This window comes from Enterobacter sp. CCUG 70166, from assembly GCF_020224095.1.
Taxonomy (GTDB): Bacteria; Pseudomonadota; Gammaproteobacteria; order Enterobacterales; family Enterobacteriaceae; genus Enterobacter; species Enterobacter intestinihominis.
Map to the genome: position 1 here is coordinate 154,586 of NZ_NRIQ01000042.1, position 17,486 is coordinate 172,071.

Sequence of the window (17,486 nt, forward strand, 5' to 3'; positions counted from 1 at the left end):
TCACTTTTTAATCGAAGGGATGTAACGGGAAAACAGCCAGCGAGTGACCAGCGGTAATAACCCTAATAGTGTAAAGGCGAACAGCAGTCCCGGCGACAGAATATCGCGCAGCGTGGTGAGTTTTCCCAGCTCGCGTCCGGCGTTCAGATAAATGACGGTGGCAGGTAGCATCGCAAGCTGGCTGACCCACCAGTAGTGACGCACCTGGATACGGGTTAGCCCCATCAGCAAATTGACCAGAAAGAACGGAAACAACGGCATCAGGCGCAGGGCAAAAAGGTAGCGCGCGCCATCGCGAACCATCCCCGCATCGATCGTGTTCATCTGTGCGGCAAAGCGCCGTTGCACCCAGTCACGCAGCAGATAACGGCTGACGAGCATGGCAAGCGTGGCGCCGAGCGTCGAGGCCAATGACACCAACAGCGTCGCCTCCCACAGGCTGAAAATCGCCCCGCCGAGCAGCGTCAGAAGCGCAGCCCCGGGTATCGACAGCGCAGAGACCAGAACGTAAACCGCAAAATAGATCAGCGCGCTCTGAAGGGGCGCCTGCTCCACACGATCAAGCAACGTTTGCTGGTGTATTTTTAGCGTGTCGAGGGAGAGCATGCCCGGAGGAAGCAAAACAACGATCAAAACAAATGCGCCCAGAAGGGCGCACAGGAGACTGATTTTTTTAATATTCACTGAGGATTACAGCTTGAACGTTGCCCATACCGGCGCATGGTCGGACGGTTTTTCCATGCTGCGAATATCATAGTCGATACCGGTTTCGATGCAGCGTTCGGCCAGGGGGGCGCTCGCCAGCAGCAGATCAATACGCAGGCCCCGGTTGTCATCGAAGCCTTTAGAGCGGTAGTCAAACCACGAGAAGCGATCCTGCGTCTCCGGGTTAGCGGTGCGGAAGGTATCCACCAGCCCCCAGTCAAGCAAGCGCTGCATCCACTCGCGCTCTTCCGGCAGGAAGGAACATTTCCCGGTGCGCAGCCAGCGCTTGCGGCTGTCTTCGCCAATGCCAATGTCCAGATCAGTCGGGCTGATATTCACATCCCCCATGATCAGCACCGGATTATCTTTGTTGAGTTCGGTCGTAAGGTAGTTTTGCAGATCCTGATAAAATTTGGCTTTGGCCGGGAATTTGGTCGGGTGGTCGCGGCTTTCACCCTGCGGGAAGTAACCATTAATCACTGTGATGTTACCCAGCGGGGAAGGCAGCTCAGCCATGATGAGACGACGCTGTGCTTCTTCACCGTCACTCGGAAAGCCACGACGCACCGACACCGGCGTATCTTTGGTCAGCAGCGCAACGCCGTAGTGGCCTTTCTGACCGTGGTAAAAAACGTTATAGCCCAGCTTCGCTACCTCTTCGAGCGGGAACATATCGTCGTGAACTTTTGTCTCCTGCAAGCCGATCACATCTGGCTGATGTTGCTCAACAATCGCTTCGAGCTGGTGAGGGCGGGCACGCAGGCCGTTGATATTAAAAGAGACAAATTTCATAGTCGCTGCCAATGCAAGGTGAATAGTGCAAGGATGGTAGCAGAATTTACGTCGTCTGTTATCCGCTTCGTCCAATTACTGCGACAGATAATGCCGACGGTGCAATATTTGCACCATTTCGACGCGTTTTGCCCTCGAACAGGGCGTAAAGGACCGATAAATTTCGCGAGCGATCACAATTCCAGAATTATATTTGGCATGTGCATACTCTTTCTTGTTTTCGTGCGGCAAAGCGCCGCTTGTCGTGAAAATATTCACTATTTATGCATTAACAGTGAATAACTCCATATTGTAACTCATTGATATTGTGTTGCCCAAATCCGTTTATGCATTTTTATCGCTGGCTGGCACGAACGCTGCAATCTACATTCACAGTGCAAACACTCAATTATTTAACATTTAAACAACCTTTTATTTACCGGATGAGGTCGCTATGTCTCTGTCAGTTACGCGTGAAAATTTCGATGAATGGATGATGCCGGTATACGCTCCGGCGGCTTTTATTCCGGTACGTGGGGAGGGCTCTCGCCTGTGGGATCAGCAGGGCAAAGAGTATATCGACTTTGCGGGTGGGATTGCGGTGAATGCGCTGGGGCATGCAAACCCGGCGCTGCGGCAGGCGCTGAATGATCAGGCGGCGAAATTCTGGCATACCGGCAACGGTTATACCAACGAACCGGCGTTGCGTCTGGCGAAGAAGCTGATCGACGCCACTTTCGCAGAAAAAGTCTTTTTCTGTAACTCCGGCGCGGAAGCGAACGAAGCGGCGCTGAAGCTGGCGCGCAAATATGCGCACGATAAATTCGGCCCGCACAAGAGCGGCATCGTAGCCTTTAAAAATGCCTTCCATGGCCGCACGCTGTTTACCGTCAGTGCGGGTGGTCAGCCCTCATATTCTCAGGATTTTGCGCCGCTGCCGCCGGATATCCGTCATGCGGCGTATAACGATTTACACTCTGCCAGCGAGCTGATTGACGACACCACCTGTGCGGTGATTGTCGAGCCCATGCAGGGGGAAGGCGGCGTCATGCCCGCCCAGAAAGCGTTCCTGCAAGGGCTGCGCGAGCTGTGCGATCGGCATAACGCGGTCCTGATTTTTGACGAAGTCCAGACCGGCGTGGGCCGCACGGGTGAGCTGTACGCCTACATGCACTATGGCGTGACCCCGGATGTGCTTTCAACAGCCAAAGCGCTCGGCGGCGGCTTCCCGGTGGGGGCGATGCTGACCACCGATACATTCGCCAGCGTGATGACCGTGGGCACCCATGGCACCACTTACGGCGGTAACCCGCTGGCAACCGCTGTCGCCGGACAGGTGCTGGATATCATCAACACTCCTGAGGTGCTTAGCGGCGTGAAGCAGCGTCACCAGTGGTTTGTTGAGCGTCTTACCGCCATCAATAACCAGACCGGCATGTTCAAAGAGATCCGCGGTCTGGGGCTGTTGATAGGTTGTGAGCTTGCCCCTGAGTTTGCTGGCAAAGCGAAGCTGATTTCACAGGAAGCGGCAAAGCAGGGCGTGATGGTGTTGATTGCCGGCGCTAACGTGGTGCGGTTTGCCCCTGCGCTGATCGTCAGTGAGGAAGAGGTCAGAACCGGGTTAGATCGTTTTGCGCTGGCCTGCGAACAGGTGAAGTCCGGGGTGTCATCATGATGGTCATCCGTCCCGTTGCGCACGGCGATCTCGCCGGGCTTATGCAGCTTGCCGGTAAGACAGGGGGCGGGCTGACCTCGCTGCCTGCCGATGAAAAAACGCTGTCGGCGCGCATTGAGCGCGCCCTGCAAACCTGGCAGGGGACGTTGCCAAAAAGCGAACAGGGCTATGTGTTCGTGCTGGAAGAGACCGACACGGGAACCGTGGCGGGGATTTGCGCTATCGAAGTGGCCGTCGGGCTCAACGATCCGTGGTACAACTACCGCGTCGGCACGATGGTCCACGCCTCGAAAGAGCTGAACGTCTACAACGCGCTGCCGACGCTCTTTCTCTGTAATGACCATACCGGCGCCAGCGAACTCTGCACCCTGTTTCTCGATCCGGACTGGCGCAAAGAGGGTAACGGTTATCTGCTCTCCAAATCGCGCTTCATGTTTATGGCCGCCTTTCGCGACCGCTTCAACGAAAAAGTGGTCGCGGAGATGCGCGGCGTAATTGATGAGACGGGCTACTCGCCGTTCTGGGAGAGCCTGGGCGAACGCTTCTTCTCCATGGAATTTAGCCGGGCGGATTACCTGTGCGGTACCGGTCAGAAGGCGTTTATCGCCGAGTTAATGCCGAAGCATCCTATTTATACCCATTTCTTAACGCCGGAAGCGCAGGCGGTGATCGGCGAAGTTCACCCGCAAACCGCCCCGGCCCGTGCAGTGCTGGAGAAAGAGGGTTTTCGCTACCGCAATTACGTCGACATCTTTGACGGCGGTCCAACGCTGGAATGCGATATTGACCGCGTACGCGCCATCCGTAAAAGCCGCCTGGTTGAGGTTTCAGAAGGCCAGCCCGCGCCGGGCGAGTGGCCAGCCTGCCTGGTCTCGAACGAGAATTACGCCAACTTCCGCGCCATGCTGGTGCGAACCAACCCAACATGCGAGCGTCTGGTACTGACGGCTGCGCAACTGGATGCCCTGAAATGTAACGCTGGCGACACGGTTCGCCTGGTGCGGCTCTGCCCTGAGGAGAAAACAGCATGACTCTATGGATTAACGGTGACTGGGTAACGGGCGAAGGTGATGCGCGGACAAAAACTAACCCGGTCGGCCAGGAGGTGCTCTGGTCGGGGAGCGACGCCAGCGCCGGGCAGGTTGAGCAGGCCTGCCAGGCTGCACGCCGCGCGTTTCCGGCATGGGCGAAACGGCCATTCTCCGAGCGCCAGGCGCTGGTTGAGAAATTTGCTGCGCTGCTGGAGGCCAATAAAGCAGAGCTGACCCGCATCATTGCCTGCGAAACCAGCAAGCCGCGCTGGGAGGCAACAACCGAAGTGACGGCGATGATCAATAAAATCGGTATATCGGTGAAGGCGTACCACGCCCGCACCGGTGAGCAGCATACCGGGATGCCGGACGGCGCCGCCACGTTGCGCCACCGTCCGCACGGGGTGTTGGCGGTGTTTGGCCCGTACAACTTCCCCGGGCATCTGCCGAACGGGCATATTGTGCCTGCGCTGCTGGCGGGAAATACCGTCATCTTCAAGCCGAGTGAGTTAACCCCCTTAACCGGAGAAGCGGTGGTAAAACTCTGGGAGCAGGCGGGGCTGCCGCCGGGCGTGCTGAATCTGGTGCAGGGCGGGCGTGAAACCGGTCAGGCGCTGAGTGCGCTGAGCGACATTGACGGTCTGCTGTTTACCGGCAGTGCCGGAACGGGTTATCAGCTGCATCGTCAGCTGGCGGGGCAGCCGGAAAAAATTCTGGCGCTGGAGATGGGTGGCAACAACCCGCTGATTGTGGAAGATCCGGATGATATCGATGCTGCGGTCCACCTGACCATTCAGTCGGCATTCATTACCGCCGGACAGCGCTGCACCTGCGCCCGCCGCCTGCTGGTTAAACGCGGCGCGCAGGGGGATGCGTTTCTTAAGCGTCTGGTGGAGGTGAGCGGGCGTCTGGTTCCCGCGAAATGGGATACCGAGCCGCAGCCGTTTATCGGCGGGCTGATCTCCGGGCAGGCGGCGCTGAACGTGCTGAAAGCGTGGCAGGAGCACGTGGCGCGCGGGGCGAAAACCCTGCTGGAGCCGAAGCAGGTAATGCCGGGCACATCGCTGCTGACGCCGGGGATTATTGAGATGAGTGCGACGAGCAACGTGCCGGATGAAGAGGTCTTTGGCCCGCTGCTGTGCGTCTGGCGCTATGACGATTTTGCATCGGCGATCGAGATGGCCAACAACACCCGCTACGGCCTGTCGAGCGGCTTGATATCCCCGCATCGCGAGAAATTCGACCAGCTGCTGCTGGAAGCGCGCGCCGGGATCGTGAACTGGAACAAACCGCTGACCGGCGCGGCGAGCACCGCGCCGTTTGGTGGCGTAGGGGCATCGGGCAACCATCGCGCCAGCGCCTGGTATGCCGCCGATTACTGCGCGTGGCCGATGGCAAGCCTGGAAACCCCGGCGCTGACTCTGCCGGAGACGTTGAATCCGGGGCTGGATTTTACAGAGGGTGACGCCCATGAAAGCGCGTGAGGTTAACTTTGACGGACTGGTGGGGCTGACGCACCACTATGCCGGGCTGTCGTTCGGCAATGAAGCTTCGACGAAGCACCGTTTCCAGGTCTCGAACCCGAAGCTGGCGGCCAAGCAGGGGCTATTGAAAATGAAGGCGCTGTCCGATGCCGGTTTCCCGCAGGCGGTAATCCCGCCGCAGGAGCGGCCGAACGTGGCCGTGCTGCGCCAGCTGGGCTTCAGCGGTACGGATGAACAGGTGGTTGAAAAAGCCGGTACGCAGTCCCCACAGCTGCTTTCCGCGGCCAGTTCAGCCTCTTCAATGTGGGTAGCGAATGCCGCCACCGTCGCGCCGTCGGCGGATACGCTGGACGGCAAAGTGCATCTGACCGTCGCTAACCTGAACAACAAATTCCACCGCGCCAGCGAAGCGGAGACCACCGGGCGCGTGCTGCGCGCCATTTTTAATCATGATGCGCATTTTGAGGTGCATTCGGCGCTGCCGCAGGTCGCGATGTTTGGCGACGAAGGGGCGGCAAACCACAACCGTCTGGGTGGCGATTACGGCGATCCGGGTTTGCAGCTGTTTATCTATGGACGGGAAGAGGGCGGCCACGCCGCGCCGGTTCGTTATCCGGCGAGACAAACCTTAGCCGCAAGCCAGGCGGTTGCACGGCTGAACCAGGTTAATCCTACTCAGGTGATTTTTGCCCAACAAAATCCGCAGGTGATCGACCAGGGCGTGTTTCATAACGACGTGATTGCCGTTTCCAACCGTCAGGTGCTGTTCTGCCACGAGCAGGCGTTTGCCCATCAGGAAAAGTTGCTGGCCACGCTGCGCGAACGCGTGCCGGGATTTATGCCGATTCTGGTGCCCACGCAGGCGGTAAGCGTGCAGGATGCGGTCGAAACGTATCTGTTCAACAGCCAGCTGCTGAGCCGGGATGACGGCAGCATGATGCTGGTGCTGCCGCAGGAGTCCCGCAACCATCAGGGCGTCTGGCGCTATCTCAGCGAACTGGTACAGGCGGATAACCCGATTGATGAACTGCGCGTGTTTGATCTGCGGGAAAGTATGGCCAACGGCGGGGGACCGGCGTGCCTGCGACTGCGCGTGGTGTTAACGCCGGAGGAAATGCAGGCCGTGAATCCGTCGGTGATGATGAACGACACGCTGTTCAATACCCTCAATGACTGGGTGGACCGCTACTATCGTGACCGTCTGGTTCAGGCCGATCTGGTTGATCCGCAGCTGCTGCGCGAAGGCCGCGAGACGCTGGATGCATTATCAACCATCCTGCAACTGGGATCGGTTTATCCGTTCCAGCGCTAAGGAGACGATATGGAAAACTTTCTGGCGCTGACGCTGGCTGAAGAGACACCGGAGCGGCACGAGGGGGAAGGCCCCTCGTTCCACTGGCGATGGCTGGGGCCGGGCGTGCTTGAACTGATGCCGACGGGGCAATATAACCTGTCGCTGCTGCTTTCTACCGGCATTCACGGGAATGAAACCGCGCCCGTGGAGATTGTCGATCTGTTGCTGCGCGCGCTGTATCGCGCAGAGATCACGCTGCACTGCCGTCTGCTGGTGGTACTGGGAAATCCGCCTGCGCTGGCGCAAAACAAACGGTATCTCGTGAGCGACATCAACCGAATGTTTGGTGGCCGCTGGGCGCAATTTCCACAGAGTGATGAAACGACACGTGCGCAATGGCTGGAGAAGGTGGTCACGGCGTTTTTTGCCGGGGCGGGGGAGACGCGCTGGCACCTCGATCTGCATACCGCCATCCGCGCCTCGTACCACGTACGTTTTGGCGTGTTACCGCAGCGCCATCAGCCGTGGGATGAGGCGTTTCTGACCTGGCTTGGCGACGCGGGACTGGAAGCGCTGGTTTTCCACCAGACGCCGGGCGGCACGTTTACCCACTTCACCTGCGAGAATTTCGGCGCGCTGTCCTGCACGCTGGAGCTGGGAAAAGCGCTGCCGTTCGGGCAAAACGACCTGACGCGTTTTGCCCCTACGCATCAGGCGCTTCGGGCGTTGCTCGCAGGGGTTGCGCCGGAACCCACCCGGGAACCCGTCGTGCGCTATCGGGTCGTACAGCAGATCACGCGTCAAAGTGAAGCTTTCCAGCTTCATATGGCGCCCCATACGCTGAACTTCACGCCGTTTCGCCAGGGCGTCCTGCTGGCGGAAGATGGTGAGACGCGCTATGCGGTACAGAACCCCACGGAATATGTTTTATTTCCTAACCCGTCAGTCGCGTTTGGTTTACGAGCCGGGTTGATGCTGGAAAAAATGCCCTGATTGTCTCCCCTCGCGCAGACCGGAGGGGAAACGAAGAATTAATTTCTTAACGTTAAAAGCGCTCTGGAAGTGTTTGCGGAATATTCCTGGAGAATTGCTTTATTATTAAACGGCACTTCGCTATACTCCTCCATAATCTCTTTAAAATCATCCTGTTGAATATTTTTGTTTCATCTCTCCACGCTTTTTCCTTAATTTCTCCATAATTGGCGAAAACGTGTTTTTTATACTTTCATTGTTTTACCGTTGCTCTGACTAATTGACGATAAACCCCGTAAAGTTAATCTCGTCAACACGGCATAGCGCCGAAGAATAACTGAAAGTAAGGAAAGACATTATGCGTAAATTAACTGCACTGTTTGTTGCCTCTACCCTGGCTCTGGGCGCTACCAGCATGGCGTTCGCCGCCGATACCGCGACCACTACCGCCGCGCCGGCAGAAGGCAAAATGATGATGCATCATAAAGGCAAGCCGGGTATGCATCATGAGATGATGATGTTTAAAGATCTGAACCTGACCGATGCGCAGAAGCAGCAGATCCGCGACATCAGGAAAAGTCAGCGTGACCAGATGAAACGTCCTCCGCTGGAAGAGCGCCGCGCGATGCATGACATCATTGCCAGCGACAGCTTCGACAAAGCAAAAGCAGAAGCGCAGATCGACAAAATGGCCGAGCAGCATAAAGCGCGCATGCTGGCCCACATGGAAACCCAGAACAAGATTTACAACATTCTGACGCCGGAACAGAAAAAGCAATTTAATGCCAATTTTGAGAAGCGTCTGACAGAACGTGCAGCGCCGGAAGGTAAAATGCCTGCACCAGCCGAATAATCGGTTCACTCTCTTAAGACCGCCGGGCTCCTGTCTACACAAGCGAAAACGCTGTGGACAGGACCGGCGGTTTTTCTTTTGCCCCATGCCTAAGGTCTGGCCATACCGTTGCCGATAATACGTCTGTGAAAATGCCCTGGCGCACGGTGCGTCCTTCAGGAGTGGTCATGGAATTCTTTGATATCCGTAAAATACCCGTCAGTCTCTGGCGTAACGGCGCGGGTGAGACGCGTGAGATTTGCTGTTTCCCTCCCGCGACGCGGGATTTTTCCTGGCGGGCCAGCATCGCCTCCATCGCCAGTAACGGCGAATTCTCCGCGTTTCCGGGCGTTGACCGGGTGATTACGCTGCTGGAAGGCGGCGAGGTGACGCTGGATGCGGGGAGGGCGTTTTGCCATACCCTGAAACACCATCAGCCTTACGGCTTTGCGGGCGATTTGACGGTGAAAGCCGTGCTCACGGAGGGGCAGATGTCGATGGATTTCAATGTCATGACCCGACGGGAGCACTGCCAGGCAAAAGTGCGCGTTGCTACCCGGACGTTCACTACCTTCGCATCACGCGGTGGCGTGGCGTTCGTATTAAGCGGCGCCTGGCAACTGGGCGATAAATTACTGACCGCCGATCAGGGCGCCAGCTGGCAAGAGGGCAGCCATACCCTCCGTCTACTGGAAACGAAGGGGTCGCTGCTGTTCAGTGAAATTACCTGGCTGCCGGGTCATTGAGCATGACTATCTCATATTTACCGGTTAACAGCGGCTTACAGAGAATTTTGTAGCCATCCTGATCGAACCCGGCAGGTGTGCGCAGCAGGGCGGCAGCGTCATCCAGACTTTCAACCGCGCCAAGCCAGAGCCAGTTGCGGATGACGTGATAGTGCGTCATCGCATCGCGGGTCTCTTTCAACGCCACCGCGCCTTCCCACGGCCAGCAGTTGACGCTGATTGAGGCCAGGCCAGCCATAAACCGGGCATGATGTTCTTCAACGCTCTCTTTTCCACAGCACGCCCCGGCGCAGCGTTTCAACGCGGAGCGGAAACAGGCGCGACCGCGGGTAGTCGCTTCCAGTCCTAACAGGCCGTAACAAAGCTGTAATTCATCAGCAAGGGATTGCAGAGTTTGCAGTGCGGCACGTTTGTTGGCAAACAGACCGTAAAGATTCGGTTCATGCGAAAAATCCACTTCCCGGGCATAAACGACCTGCGGTTTTCCCGCGTTAACCTGCAAGGAACACAGCTGGCGGTTGCGGCGCAGGCGTTTGTTAAACAGCGGCTGCTGTTCCTTGATGAGCCGGGCTTCGAGCAGAAGCGCGCCCAGTTCACCTGCCGTCTCGATCCAGGTGATCCGCCGGGACTGTCTGAGCATCGACGCTTCGTCCGGCGTACGCAGGTGCGACATCACCCGACTGCGGATATTTACGCTTTTGCCGATATAGAGCGGCATGGTGTCGCTGTCGCCGTGGAAGAAATAGACGCCAGGCTGTTTAGGCAGCGCCTCAAGCCAGGGGCGAAGATGCTCGGGATATTCGTAGATAGCCGCCGCTTCAAACTCAAGACGCGGGGCGGATTGACGCCTGCTCACATACTGCTCCATATACTGTTCAGGCATACAGTGTAGCAGGTGTTTGGTGGTTAAAAAAGAGCCGGGTGGCGGTTACGCCTTACCCGGCCTGCAAAACTGAGTTACCGTTTTGCTTTTACTTTTTCCAGAAATCATCAAACACCGTAATGGGTGGACGGCGTTTGTGCTCGGTTTTCAGATACCAGCCTTCAATAATTTTTGCGGTACCCTCGTCGAGCGTTTTGCCTTCCAGATAATCATCGATGTTGTCATAGGTCACACCCAGCGCGGCTTCATCCGGCAGGGAAGGGCGATCGTCTTCCAGGTCTGCCGTTGGCGCCTTCTTATACAGGTGCTCCGGGCAGCCCAACGCCGCCAGCAGTTGCTTACCCTGACGCTTGTTCAGGCGGAAGAGGGGGTTGATGTCCGTGCCGCCATCGCCGTATTTGGTGAAGAAACCGGTGATGGCTTCCGCGGCGTGGTCGGTGCCGACGACGACCCCTTTGGTCATCCCTGCGATACTGTACTGCGCTTTCATGCGCTCACGGGCTTTCTCGTTGCCACGAACAAAATCGCTCAGTTCAATACCGGCTTCACGCAAGGCCTGCTCGCTTGCCAGTACCGAACCTTTGATGTTTACGGTAAGAACACGGTCCGGCTGAATAAAGGCGATCGCATCCTGACAGTCCTGCTCGTCGGCCTGCACGCCATACGGCAGACGTACGGCAATAAATTGCAGTGCGGTGTCACCGGTCTCGTCACGCAGCTCGGTGATGGCCATCTGGCTAAGTTTACCGGCCAGAGTGGAGTCCTGACCGCCGCTGATACCCAGTACCAGCGTCTTCAGGAAAGGGTGTGCGGACAGGTAAGCTTTCAAAAAATCAACGCTACGACGGATCTCTTCATTGGCATTAATCGCAGGTTTCGCGCCCAGCGCCTGAATAATTTCTTGTTGCAGAGCCATTACGCCCTCCCTATGCAGAACCAAACAGAAAGTGTGATCTGTTAAAACTAACCCTTTGTCGGGGAAACGACAAGGATCACAGTTTTGAGTGTACTGTTTTACAGCGATTTAGCAGCTTATCGTTGTTTTATTAGAATTTTCCGAAATTCGTCTGGCGTAACTCGCAAAGTTGAACAATAGTAATTTTTATCCCATGCTTAGTTAACACGCTGATAAACAAGAGGACGGAATATGAACAAGAACGTAGCAGGAATTTTAAGCGCAGCGGCGGTACTGACTATGCTGGCTGGGTGTACAGCTTACGATCGCACCACAGATCAGTTCACACAGCCAGTGGTAAAAGACGTCAAAAAAGGCATGACGCGTTCCCAGGTTGCAGCCATTGCCGGTAAACCTTCTTCAGAAGTCACTATGATCCACGCGCGTGGCACCTGCCAGACCTATATTCTGGGTCAACGTAATGGTAAGGCAGAAACCTACTTTGTCGCCCTGGATGATACCGGTCACGTGATCAATTCGGGCTACCAGAGCTGCGCTGAATACGACACCGATCCACAGGCACCTAAGGCGCAGTAACCGCGCTTGCCTGAAAGTGTTAACAAACCGGCCTGATGGCCGGTTTTTTTATGCATACGTAAATCTTATTTCTTAGCGCGAAATATTTGCCTGAAATGTGAAGGTAGTCAACAAGCCAGGTCAATGAGAGACAATTTGAGTCTATCCAGAATTATCCCCTCCCTGTACCATTGCGTATACTCACTTCAACGACAAACAATGTTCAGCACACTGCCCGTCAGCCAGGATAGCGAGTCGAGTGATAGCGCGACGGCGGTCAGACCAATAAGAGGGAAATTATCATGGAAAAGAAACATATCTACTTGTTCTGCTCTGCGGGCATGTCCACTTCGCTGCTGGTTTCAAAAATGCGCGCGCAGGCCGAAAAATATGAAGTCCCTGTGGTGATTGAGGCGTTTCCGGAAACGCTGGCGGGCGAAAAGGGTCAGACAGCAGATGTAATTTTACTCGGGCCGCAAATCGCTTATATGCTGCCAGAAATTCAACGTTTGCTCCCTAATAAGCCGGTCGAAGTGATCGATTCCGTTTTATACGGCAAGATTGATGGTTTAGGTGTATTAAAAACTGCTGTTGCGGCGATTAAAAAAGCTGCTAATTAATTTTTTATTTTTCCCGTCAAAGAGTTATTTCACACACAATACGCCGTAACGGTCGTTGCGGCATTTAAGGGTATTTTCCTATGAGTAAAGTCATCGCTTCACTTGAAAAGGTACTCCTTCCTTTTGCTGTTAAAATAGGAAAGCAGCCTCACGTTAATGCCATTAAGAACGGCTTTATTAAATTAATGCCGTTGACATTAGCCGGGGCAATGTTCGTTTTAATTAACAACGTTTTTCTCAGCTTTGGAGAAGGTTCCTTTTTTTATTCATTAGGAATTAGGTTAGATGCTTCCACTATTGAAACCCTTAATGGTTTAAAAGCCATTGGCGGCAACGTATACAACGGTACGTTGGGTATTATGTCGCTAATGGCGCCTTTCTTTATTGGAATGGCCCTGGCGGAAGAGCGTAAGGTGGATCCGCTGGCGGCGGGCTTACTGTCCATTGCCGCGTTTATGACCGTCACGCCGTACAGCGTGGGCGACGCTTACGCCGTGGGCGCCAACTGGCTGGGTGGGGCAAACATCATTTCCGGTATTATTATCGGACTGGTGGTGGCCGAAATGTTCACCTTTATTATTCGCCGCAACTGGGTTATCCGCTTGCCGGATAGCGTTCCGGCCTCCGTTTCTCGTTCATTTTCCGCGTTGATACCGGGCTTCATTATTCTCTCCATCATGGGGATTATTGCCTGGGCGCTCTCACACTGGGGGACTAACTTCCACCAGATCATTATGGACTCTATCTCAACGCCGCTGGCGTCGATGGGTAGCGTGGTCGGTTGGGCGTATGTCATCTTTACCTCCCTGCTGTGGTTCTTCGGCGTGCATGGTTCACTGGCACTGGCGGCGCTGGACAGCGGTATTATGACCCCGTGGGCACTGGAAAACGTCGCGCTTTACCAGCAGTACGGCTCCGTCGATGCGGCGCTGGCGGCCGGTAAAACCTTCCATGTGTGGGCGAAGCCGATGCTTGACTCCTATATCTTCCTGGGCGGTACCGGGGCGACGCTGGGTCTGATCATCGCGGTCTTTATTGTCTCTCGCCGCGCCGACCATCGTCAGGTTGCGAAGCTGGCCCTGCCGTCAGGCATCTTCCAGATTAACGAGCCGATCCTGTTTGGTCTGCCAATTATCATGAACCCGGTGATGTTCATTCCATTCATCCTGGTTCAGCCGCTGCTGGCCGCGATTACGCTGACGGCGTATTACCTGGGCATTATCCCGCCGGTGACCAACATTGCGCCGTGGACGATGCCAGCTGGTCTGGGCGCGTTCTTCAACACCAACGGTAGCGTGGCCGCCTTCCTGCTGGCGATATTCAACCTCGGGATTGCAACCCTGCTCTACATGCCGTTCGTGGCGATTGCGAACAAGGCTGCAACGGTTATCGATGAAGAAGAGAGCGAGGAGGATATCGCCCTCGCACTGAAATTCTAAAATTGCACGGCGCGGGGCAACCCGCGCCAGCGTAAAGGAGCTTAAAGATGTTAGATTTAGAGAGTATCGTTGCCGAAGAAACCGCAGTGAACGATCTGGAAGAGGTGGTGATGGGGCTCATCATCAATTCCGGGCAGGCGCGAAGCCTGGCGTATGCGGCGCTTAAGCAGGCTAAGCAGGGCGATTTTGTTGCCGCGAAAACCATGATGGAGCAGTCCCGTACGGCGTTAAACGAAGCGCATCTGGTGCAGACGAAACTCATCGAAAGCGACCAGGGCGAAGGGAAGATGAAAGTGAGTCTGGTGCTGGTACATGCGCAGGATCACCTGATGACCTCCATGCTGGCGCGCGAGATGGTAGCGGAGCTCATCGAGCTTCACGAGAAGATGCAGTAAGTCTGAACAGGCACCAGGAGGTCGGCACGATGGAAATCAAAACCGCACATGAGCAGCAGCTGTTTAATGGCAAGAATTTTCACGTGGTGATTTACAACAAAACGGAGAGCGCCAGCGGTCTGCACCAGCATGACTACTACGAGTTCACGATTGTTCTGACCGGCCGCTACTATCAGGAGATTAACGGTAAGCGCGTCCTGCTTGAGCGTGGCGATTTCGTCTTCCTGCCGATGGGGTCCTATCACCAGAGCTTTTATGAGTTTGGTGCGACGCGCATTCTTAACGTAGGGGTGAGCAGGCGTTTCTTCGAGAAGCACTATCTGCCGCTGGTTCCGTTCTGCTTTGTGGCGTCACAGGTGTATCGCGTTAAAAATGAGTTTATGACCTGGATTGAAACGGTTATCGCCTCGCTGAATTTCCGCGACAATGAATTTGATGAATTTATTGAAACCGTGACGTTCTACGTCATGAACCGTCTTCGCCATCACCGTGAAGAACAGCAGGTGGTGGATGATATTCCTCAGTGGCTGCGCAGTACCGTGGAGCTGATGCACGACAAAGGACAGTTCAGCGATAACGCCCTGGAAAACATGGTGGCGCTGTCGGGTAAATCGCAGGAATATTTAACGCGCGCCACGCAGCGCTATTACCGTAAAACGCCTGTTCAAATTATTAATGAAATCCGCATCAATTTTGCCAAAAAACAGCTGGAAATTACTAACTACTCTGTCACCGATATCGCTTACGAATCGGGTTACAGCAGCCCCAGCCTGTTTATTAAAACCTTTAAGAAAATGACTTCATTCACACCGAACAGTTACCGCAAAAATTTAACGGTAATTAATTAACTTTCGGCGGTTTATCCGCCAGGAATATTGACGTAATGGCTTTCCCAAATAGCGGGAAGAGTACGCTATACCTTGCAGGCGATTACCCTGATAAGCTAAGGGAGAATTTATGCAAAAGAAATTAAAAGTCGTTACCATTGGTGGCGGCAGCAGCTATACCCCGGAATTACTTGAAGGTTTCCTGAAACGTTATCATGAATTACCGGTCAGCGAATTATGGCTGGTGGATGTTGAAGAAGGTCAGGAGAAGCTAAATATTATTTTTGAACTGTGCAAACGCATGGTTGAAAAAGCAGGCGTGCCTTTAACCGTGCATAAAACGCTGGATCGCCGCCTGGCGCTGAAAGATGCTGACTTCGTGACCACCCAGCTGCGCGTCGGCCAGCTGAAGGCGCGTGAGCTGGACGAGCGTATTCCGCTGAGCCACGGTTATCTGGGCCAGGAAACCAACGGGGCAGGTGGCCTGTTTAAAGGTCTGCGTACGATTCCGGTCATTTTTGACATCATTAAAGACGTGGAGGAGATCTGCCCGAACGCGTGGGTGATTAACTTTACCAACCCGGCCGGGATGGTCACCGAGGCAGTCTATCGTCACACCGGTTTCAAACGCTTTATCGGCGTCTGCAATATTCCGATCGGCATGAAGATGTTCATCCGCGATGTGCTGGCGCTAACCGATAACGATGAATTGTCCATTGACCTGTTCGGCCTGAACCACATGGTCTTTATCAAAGATGTGATTGTGAACGGGCAATCGCGCTTTGCGGAACTGCTTGATGGCGTTGCCTCTGGTCGCCTGACCGCGGCCTCGGTGAAAAACATCTTCGATCTGCCGTTCAGCGAAGGGCTGATCCGCTCCCTGAATCTGCTGCCGTGCTCGTATCTGCTTTACTACTTCAAGCAGAAAGAGATGCTGGCGATTGAAATGGGCGAATACTACAAAGGTGGCGCACGCGCTCAGGTTGTGCAGAAAGTAGAGAAGCAGCTTTTTGATTTGTATAAAGATCCGAACCTGAACGTCAAACCGAAAGAGCTTGAGCAGCGCGGTGGGGCATACTATTCAGATGCCGCGTGTGAAGTGATCAACGCCATTTACAATGACAAGCAGGCCGAGCACTATGTGAACGTTCCGCATCATGGGCACATCGACAATATCCCGGCAGACTGGGCCGTGGAGATGACCTGCATCCTTGGGCGCGAGGGTGCAAAACCGCATCCCCGCATTACCCACTTCGACGATAAGGTGATGGGCCTGATTCACACCATCAAAGGCTTTGAAGTAGCGGCGAGCAATGCGGCCCTGAGCGGCGAGCTGAATGACGTGCTGCTGGCGCTGAACCTGAGCCCGCTGGTGCATTCTGACCGTGACGCTGAAAAACTCGCGAGTGAGATGATCCTGGCGCATGAGAAATGGCTGCCAAACTTTGCTGCAACGGTTGAGAAACTGAAACTCACACACCGTTAAGAGGAGGCGCGATGGAAAACCTGCTGATCGTCAATGCCGATGATTTCGGCCTGTCAAAAGGGCAGAACTACGGCATTATCGAAGCCTGTCGCCGGGGCGTCGTGACCTCTACAACAGCGCTCATCAACGGTGAGGCGGTGGAACATGCGGCGCAGTTAAGCCGTGAGCTGCCCGAACTGGGCGTGGGCATGCACTTTGTGCTGACGCTTGGGTTGCCCCTTTCACCGATGCCGGGGCTGACACGCGACGGGCAGCTGGGTAAATGGATTTGGGAAATGGCGGAGCAGGACGCTTTGCCGCTTGATGAGATTGCCCGCGAGCTGGACTGCCAGTTTAACCGCTTTGTGGATGTGTTTGGCCGCGAGCCCACCCATATCGACAGTCATCATCATGTGCATATGGTCCCGGCGATTTTCCCGCTTGTGGCAGAATTTGCCAAACGTAAAGGCGTGGCGATGCGCGTGGATCGGGAGGTGCGCGGACTGCCGGACGTTGCGGTGACGTCAACGGAGGGGTTCAGCAGCGCATTTTATGGCGACGATATCGACGAAGCGCTGTTCCTGAAGGTGCTGGATGCCTCCGCCGCAAAAGGGGAGCGCTCGCTTGAGGTAATGGCGCATCCGGCGTTTGTCGATAACATCGTACGTAAGAGCGCCTACTGCTGGCCGCGTCTGGCGGAACTGGACGTGCTAACGTCGGCGTCGTTGAAGTATGCGATTGCCGAGCGTGGGTATCGTCTGGGGACGTTCAGGGATTTGTGAGCAAAATAAAGCCCGGGGACGGCTTCGCCTTACCGGGCCTACAACATCAGTCGAAATATAGGCCGGGTAAGCGTAGGGTATGAACCGGAAACAT

18 protein-coding genes are annotated in these 17,486 nt (G+C 55.2%); 14 read left to right on the forward strand and 4 right to left on the reverse strand.

Annotated features, from left to right (window positions below; all coding sequences use genetic code 11):
• Together CKK19_RS19135 and xthA are read right to left on the reverse strand one after the other, a co-directional pair.
• Positions 1–684, reverse strand: a complete 684-nt coding sequence (locus CKK19_RS19135) for a TVP38/TMEM64 family protein (protein WP_038415883.1) — start codon at positions 682–684, stop codon at positions 1–3.
• 6 nt (positions 685–690) lie between these two features.
• Positions 691–1,497, reverse strand: coding sequence for an exodeoxyribonuclease III (gene xthA, locus CKK19_RS19140; protein WP_063854038.1), 807 nt, complete (start codon positions 1,495–1,497; stop codon positions 691–693).
• A 433-nt stretch (positions 1,498–1,930) separates the two neighbouring features.
• On the opposite strand from xthA, the gene CKK19_RS19145 reads away from it, so the two are divergent.
• From CKK19_RS19145 to ves, 7 genes are all read left to right on the forward strand, one after another.
• Positions 1,931–3,151, forward strand: coding sequence for an aspartate aminotransferase family protein (locus tag CKK19_RS19145; protein ID WP_022647809.1), 1,221 nt, complete (start codon positions 1,931–1,933; stop codon positions 3,149–3,151).
• Positions 3,148–4,182: an arginine N-succinyltransferase gene (gene astA / locus CKK19_RS19150; protein ID WP_022647810.1), complete on the forward strand. Its 1,035-nt coding sequence runs from the start codon at positions 3,148–3,150 to the stop codon at positions 4,180–4,182. The genes CKK19_RS19145 and astA overlap by 4 nt, the downstream gene beginning before the upstream one ends.
• Positions 4,179–5,666 carry a succinylglutamate-semialdehyde dehydrogenase gene (gene astD, locus CKK19_RS19155; RefSeq protein ID WP_063849316.1) on the forward strand — a complete coding sequence of 496 codons (1,488 nt, stop codon included), beginning with the start codon at positions 4,179–4,181 and terminating at the stop codon, positions 5,664–5,666. The genes astA and astD overlap by 4 nt, the downstream gene beginning before the upstream one ends.
• Entirely contained in the window at positions 5,653–6,978 is a 1,326-nt protein-coding gene (astB, locus tag CKK19_RS19160) for an N-succinylarginine dihydrolase (RefSeq protein ID WP_063854037.1), read from the forward strand. The genes astD and astB overlap by 14 nt, the downstream gene beginning before the upstream one ends.
• 9 nt (positions 6,979–6,987) lie before the next feature.
• Entirely contained in the window at positions 6,988–7,953 is a 966-nt protein-coding gene (astE, locus tag CKK19_RS19165) for a succinylglutamate desuccinylase (RefSeq protein WP_023305958.1), read from the forward strand.
• 337 nt (positions 7,954–8,290) lie between these two features.
• Entirely contained in the window at positions 8,291–8,785 is a 495-nt protein-coding gene (gene spy / locus CKK19_RS19170; RefSeq protein ID WP_022647814.1) for an ATP-independent periplasmic protein-refolding chaperone Spy, read from the forward strand.
• A gap of 167 nt (positions 8,786–8,952) precedes the next feature.
• On the forward strand, positions 8,953–9,510 hold the full coding sequence (gene ves, locus CKK19_RS19175; protein WP_022647815.1) for an environmental stress-induced protein Ves: 558 nt from the start codon (positions 8,953–8,955) through the stop codon (positions 9,508–9,510).
• On the opposite strand, the gene cho is transcribed toward ves, so the two are convergent.
• Complete coding sequence (gene cho, locus CKK19_RS19180) at positions 9,488–10,366, reverse strand: excinuclease Cho (RefSeq protein ID WP_032624399.1); 879 nt, start codon at positions 10,364–10,366, stop codon at positions 9,488–9,490. The genes ves and cho overlap by 23 nt on opposite strands.
• A gap of 115 nt (positions 10,367–10,481) precedes the next feature.
• Entirely contained in the window at positions 10,482–11,309 is an 828-nt protein-coding gene (gene nadE / locus CKK19_RS19185; RefSeq protein ID WP_022647817.1) for an ammonia-dependent NAD(+) synthetase, read from the reverse strand.
• Positions 11,310–11,540: 231 nt separating this feature from the next.
• Between nadE and osmE the strand changes: the two genes are divergently transcribed.
• The 7 genes from osmE (at position 11,541) to chbG (ending at position 17,392) form a co-directional block, all read left to right on the forward strand.
• Entirely contained in the window at positions 11,541–11,885 is a 345-nt protein-coding gene (osmE, locus tag CKK19_RS19190) for an osmotically-inducible lipoprotein OsmE (RefSeq protein ID WP_063854036.1), read from the forward strand.
• Between the two features lie 275 nt (positions 11,886–12,160).
• Positions 12,161–12,484 carry a PTS N,N'-diacetylchitobiose transporter subunit IIB gene (chbB, locus tag CKK19_RS19195; RefSeq protein WP_265349372.1) on the forward strand — a complete coding sequence of 108 codons (324 nt, stop codon included), beginning with the start codon at positions 12,161–12,163 and terminating at the stop codon, positions 12,482–12,484.
• A gap of 80 nt (positions 12,485–12,564) precedes the next feature.
• Positions 12,565–13,923 (forward strand): PTS N,N'-diacetylchitobiose transporter subunit IIC, encoded by a 1,359-nt coding sequence (gene chbC, locus CKK19_RS19200; RefSeq protein ID WP_017384664.1) that lies wholly within the window; start codon positions 12,565–12,567, stop codon positions 13,921–13,923.
• A 47-nt stretch (positions 13,924–13,970) separates the two neighbouring features.
• Positions 13,971–14,318, forward strand: coding sequence for a PTS N,N'-diacetylchitobiose transporter subunit IIA (gene chbA, locus CKK19_RS19205; protein WP_022647820.1), 348 nt, complete (start codon positions 13,971–13,973; stop codon positions 14,316–14,318).
• A 2-nt stretch (positions 14,319–14,320) separates the two neighbouring features.
• Positions 14,321–15,166, forward strand: a complete 846-nt coding sequence (gene chbR / locus CKK19_RS19210; RefSeq protein WP_263053871.1) for a transcriptional regulator ChbR — start codon at positions 14,321–14,323, stop codon at positions 15,164–15,166.
• 109 nt (positions 15,167–15,275) lie between these two features.
• A complete protein-coding gene (locus CKK19_RS19215) occupies positions 15,276–16,631 on the forward strand; it encodes a 6-phospho-beta-glucosidase (protein WP_022647822.1) in 1,356 nt (451 codons plus the stop codon).
• Between the two features lie 11 nt (positions 16,632–16,642).
• Entirely contained in the window at positions 16,643–17,392 is a 750-nt protein-coding gene (gene chbG, locus CKK19_RS19220) for a chitin disaccharide deacetylase (protein ID WP_063854034.1), read from the forward strand.
• Positions 17,393–17,486: the final 94 nt, after the last annotated feature.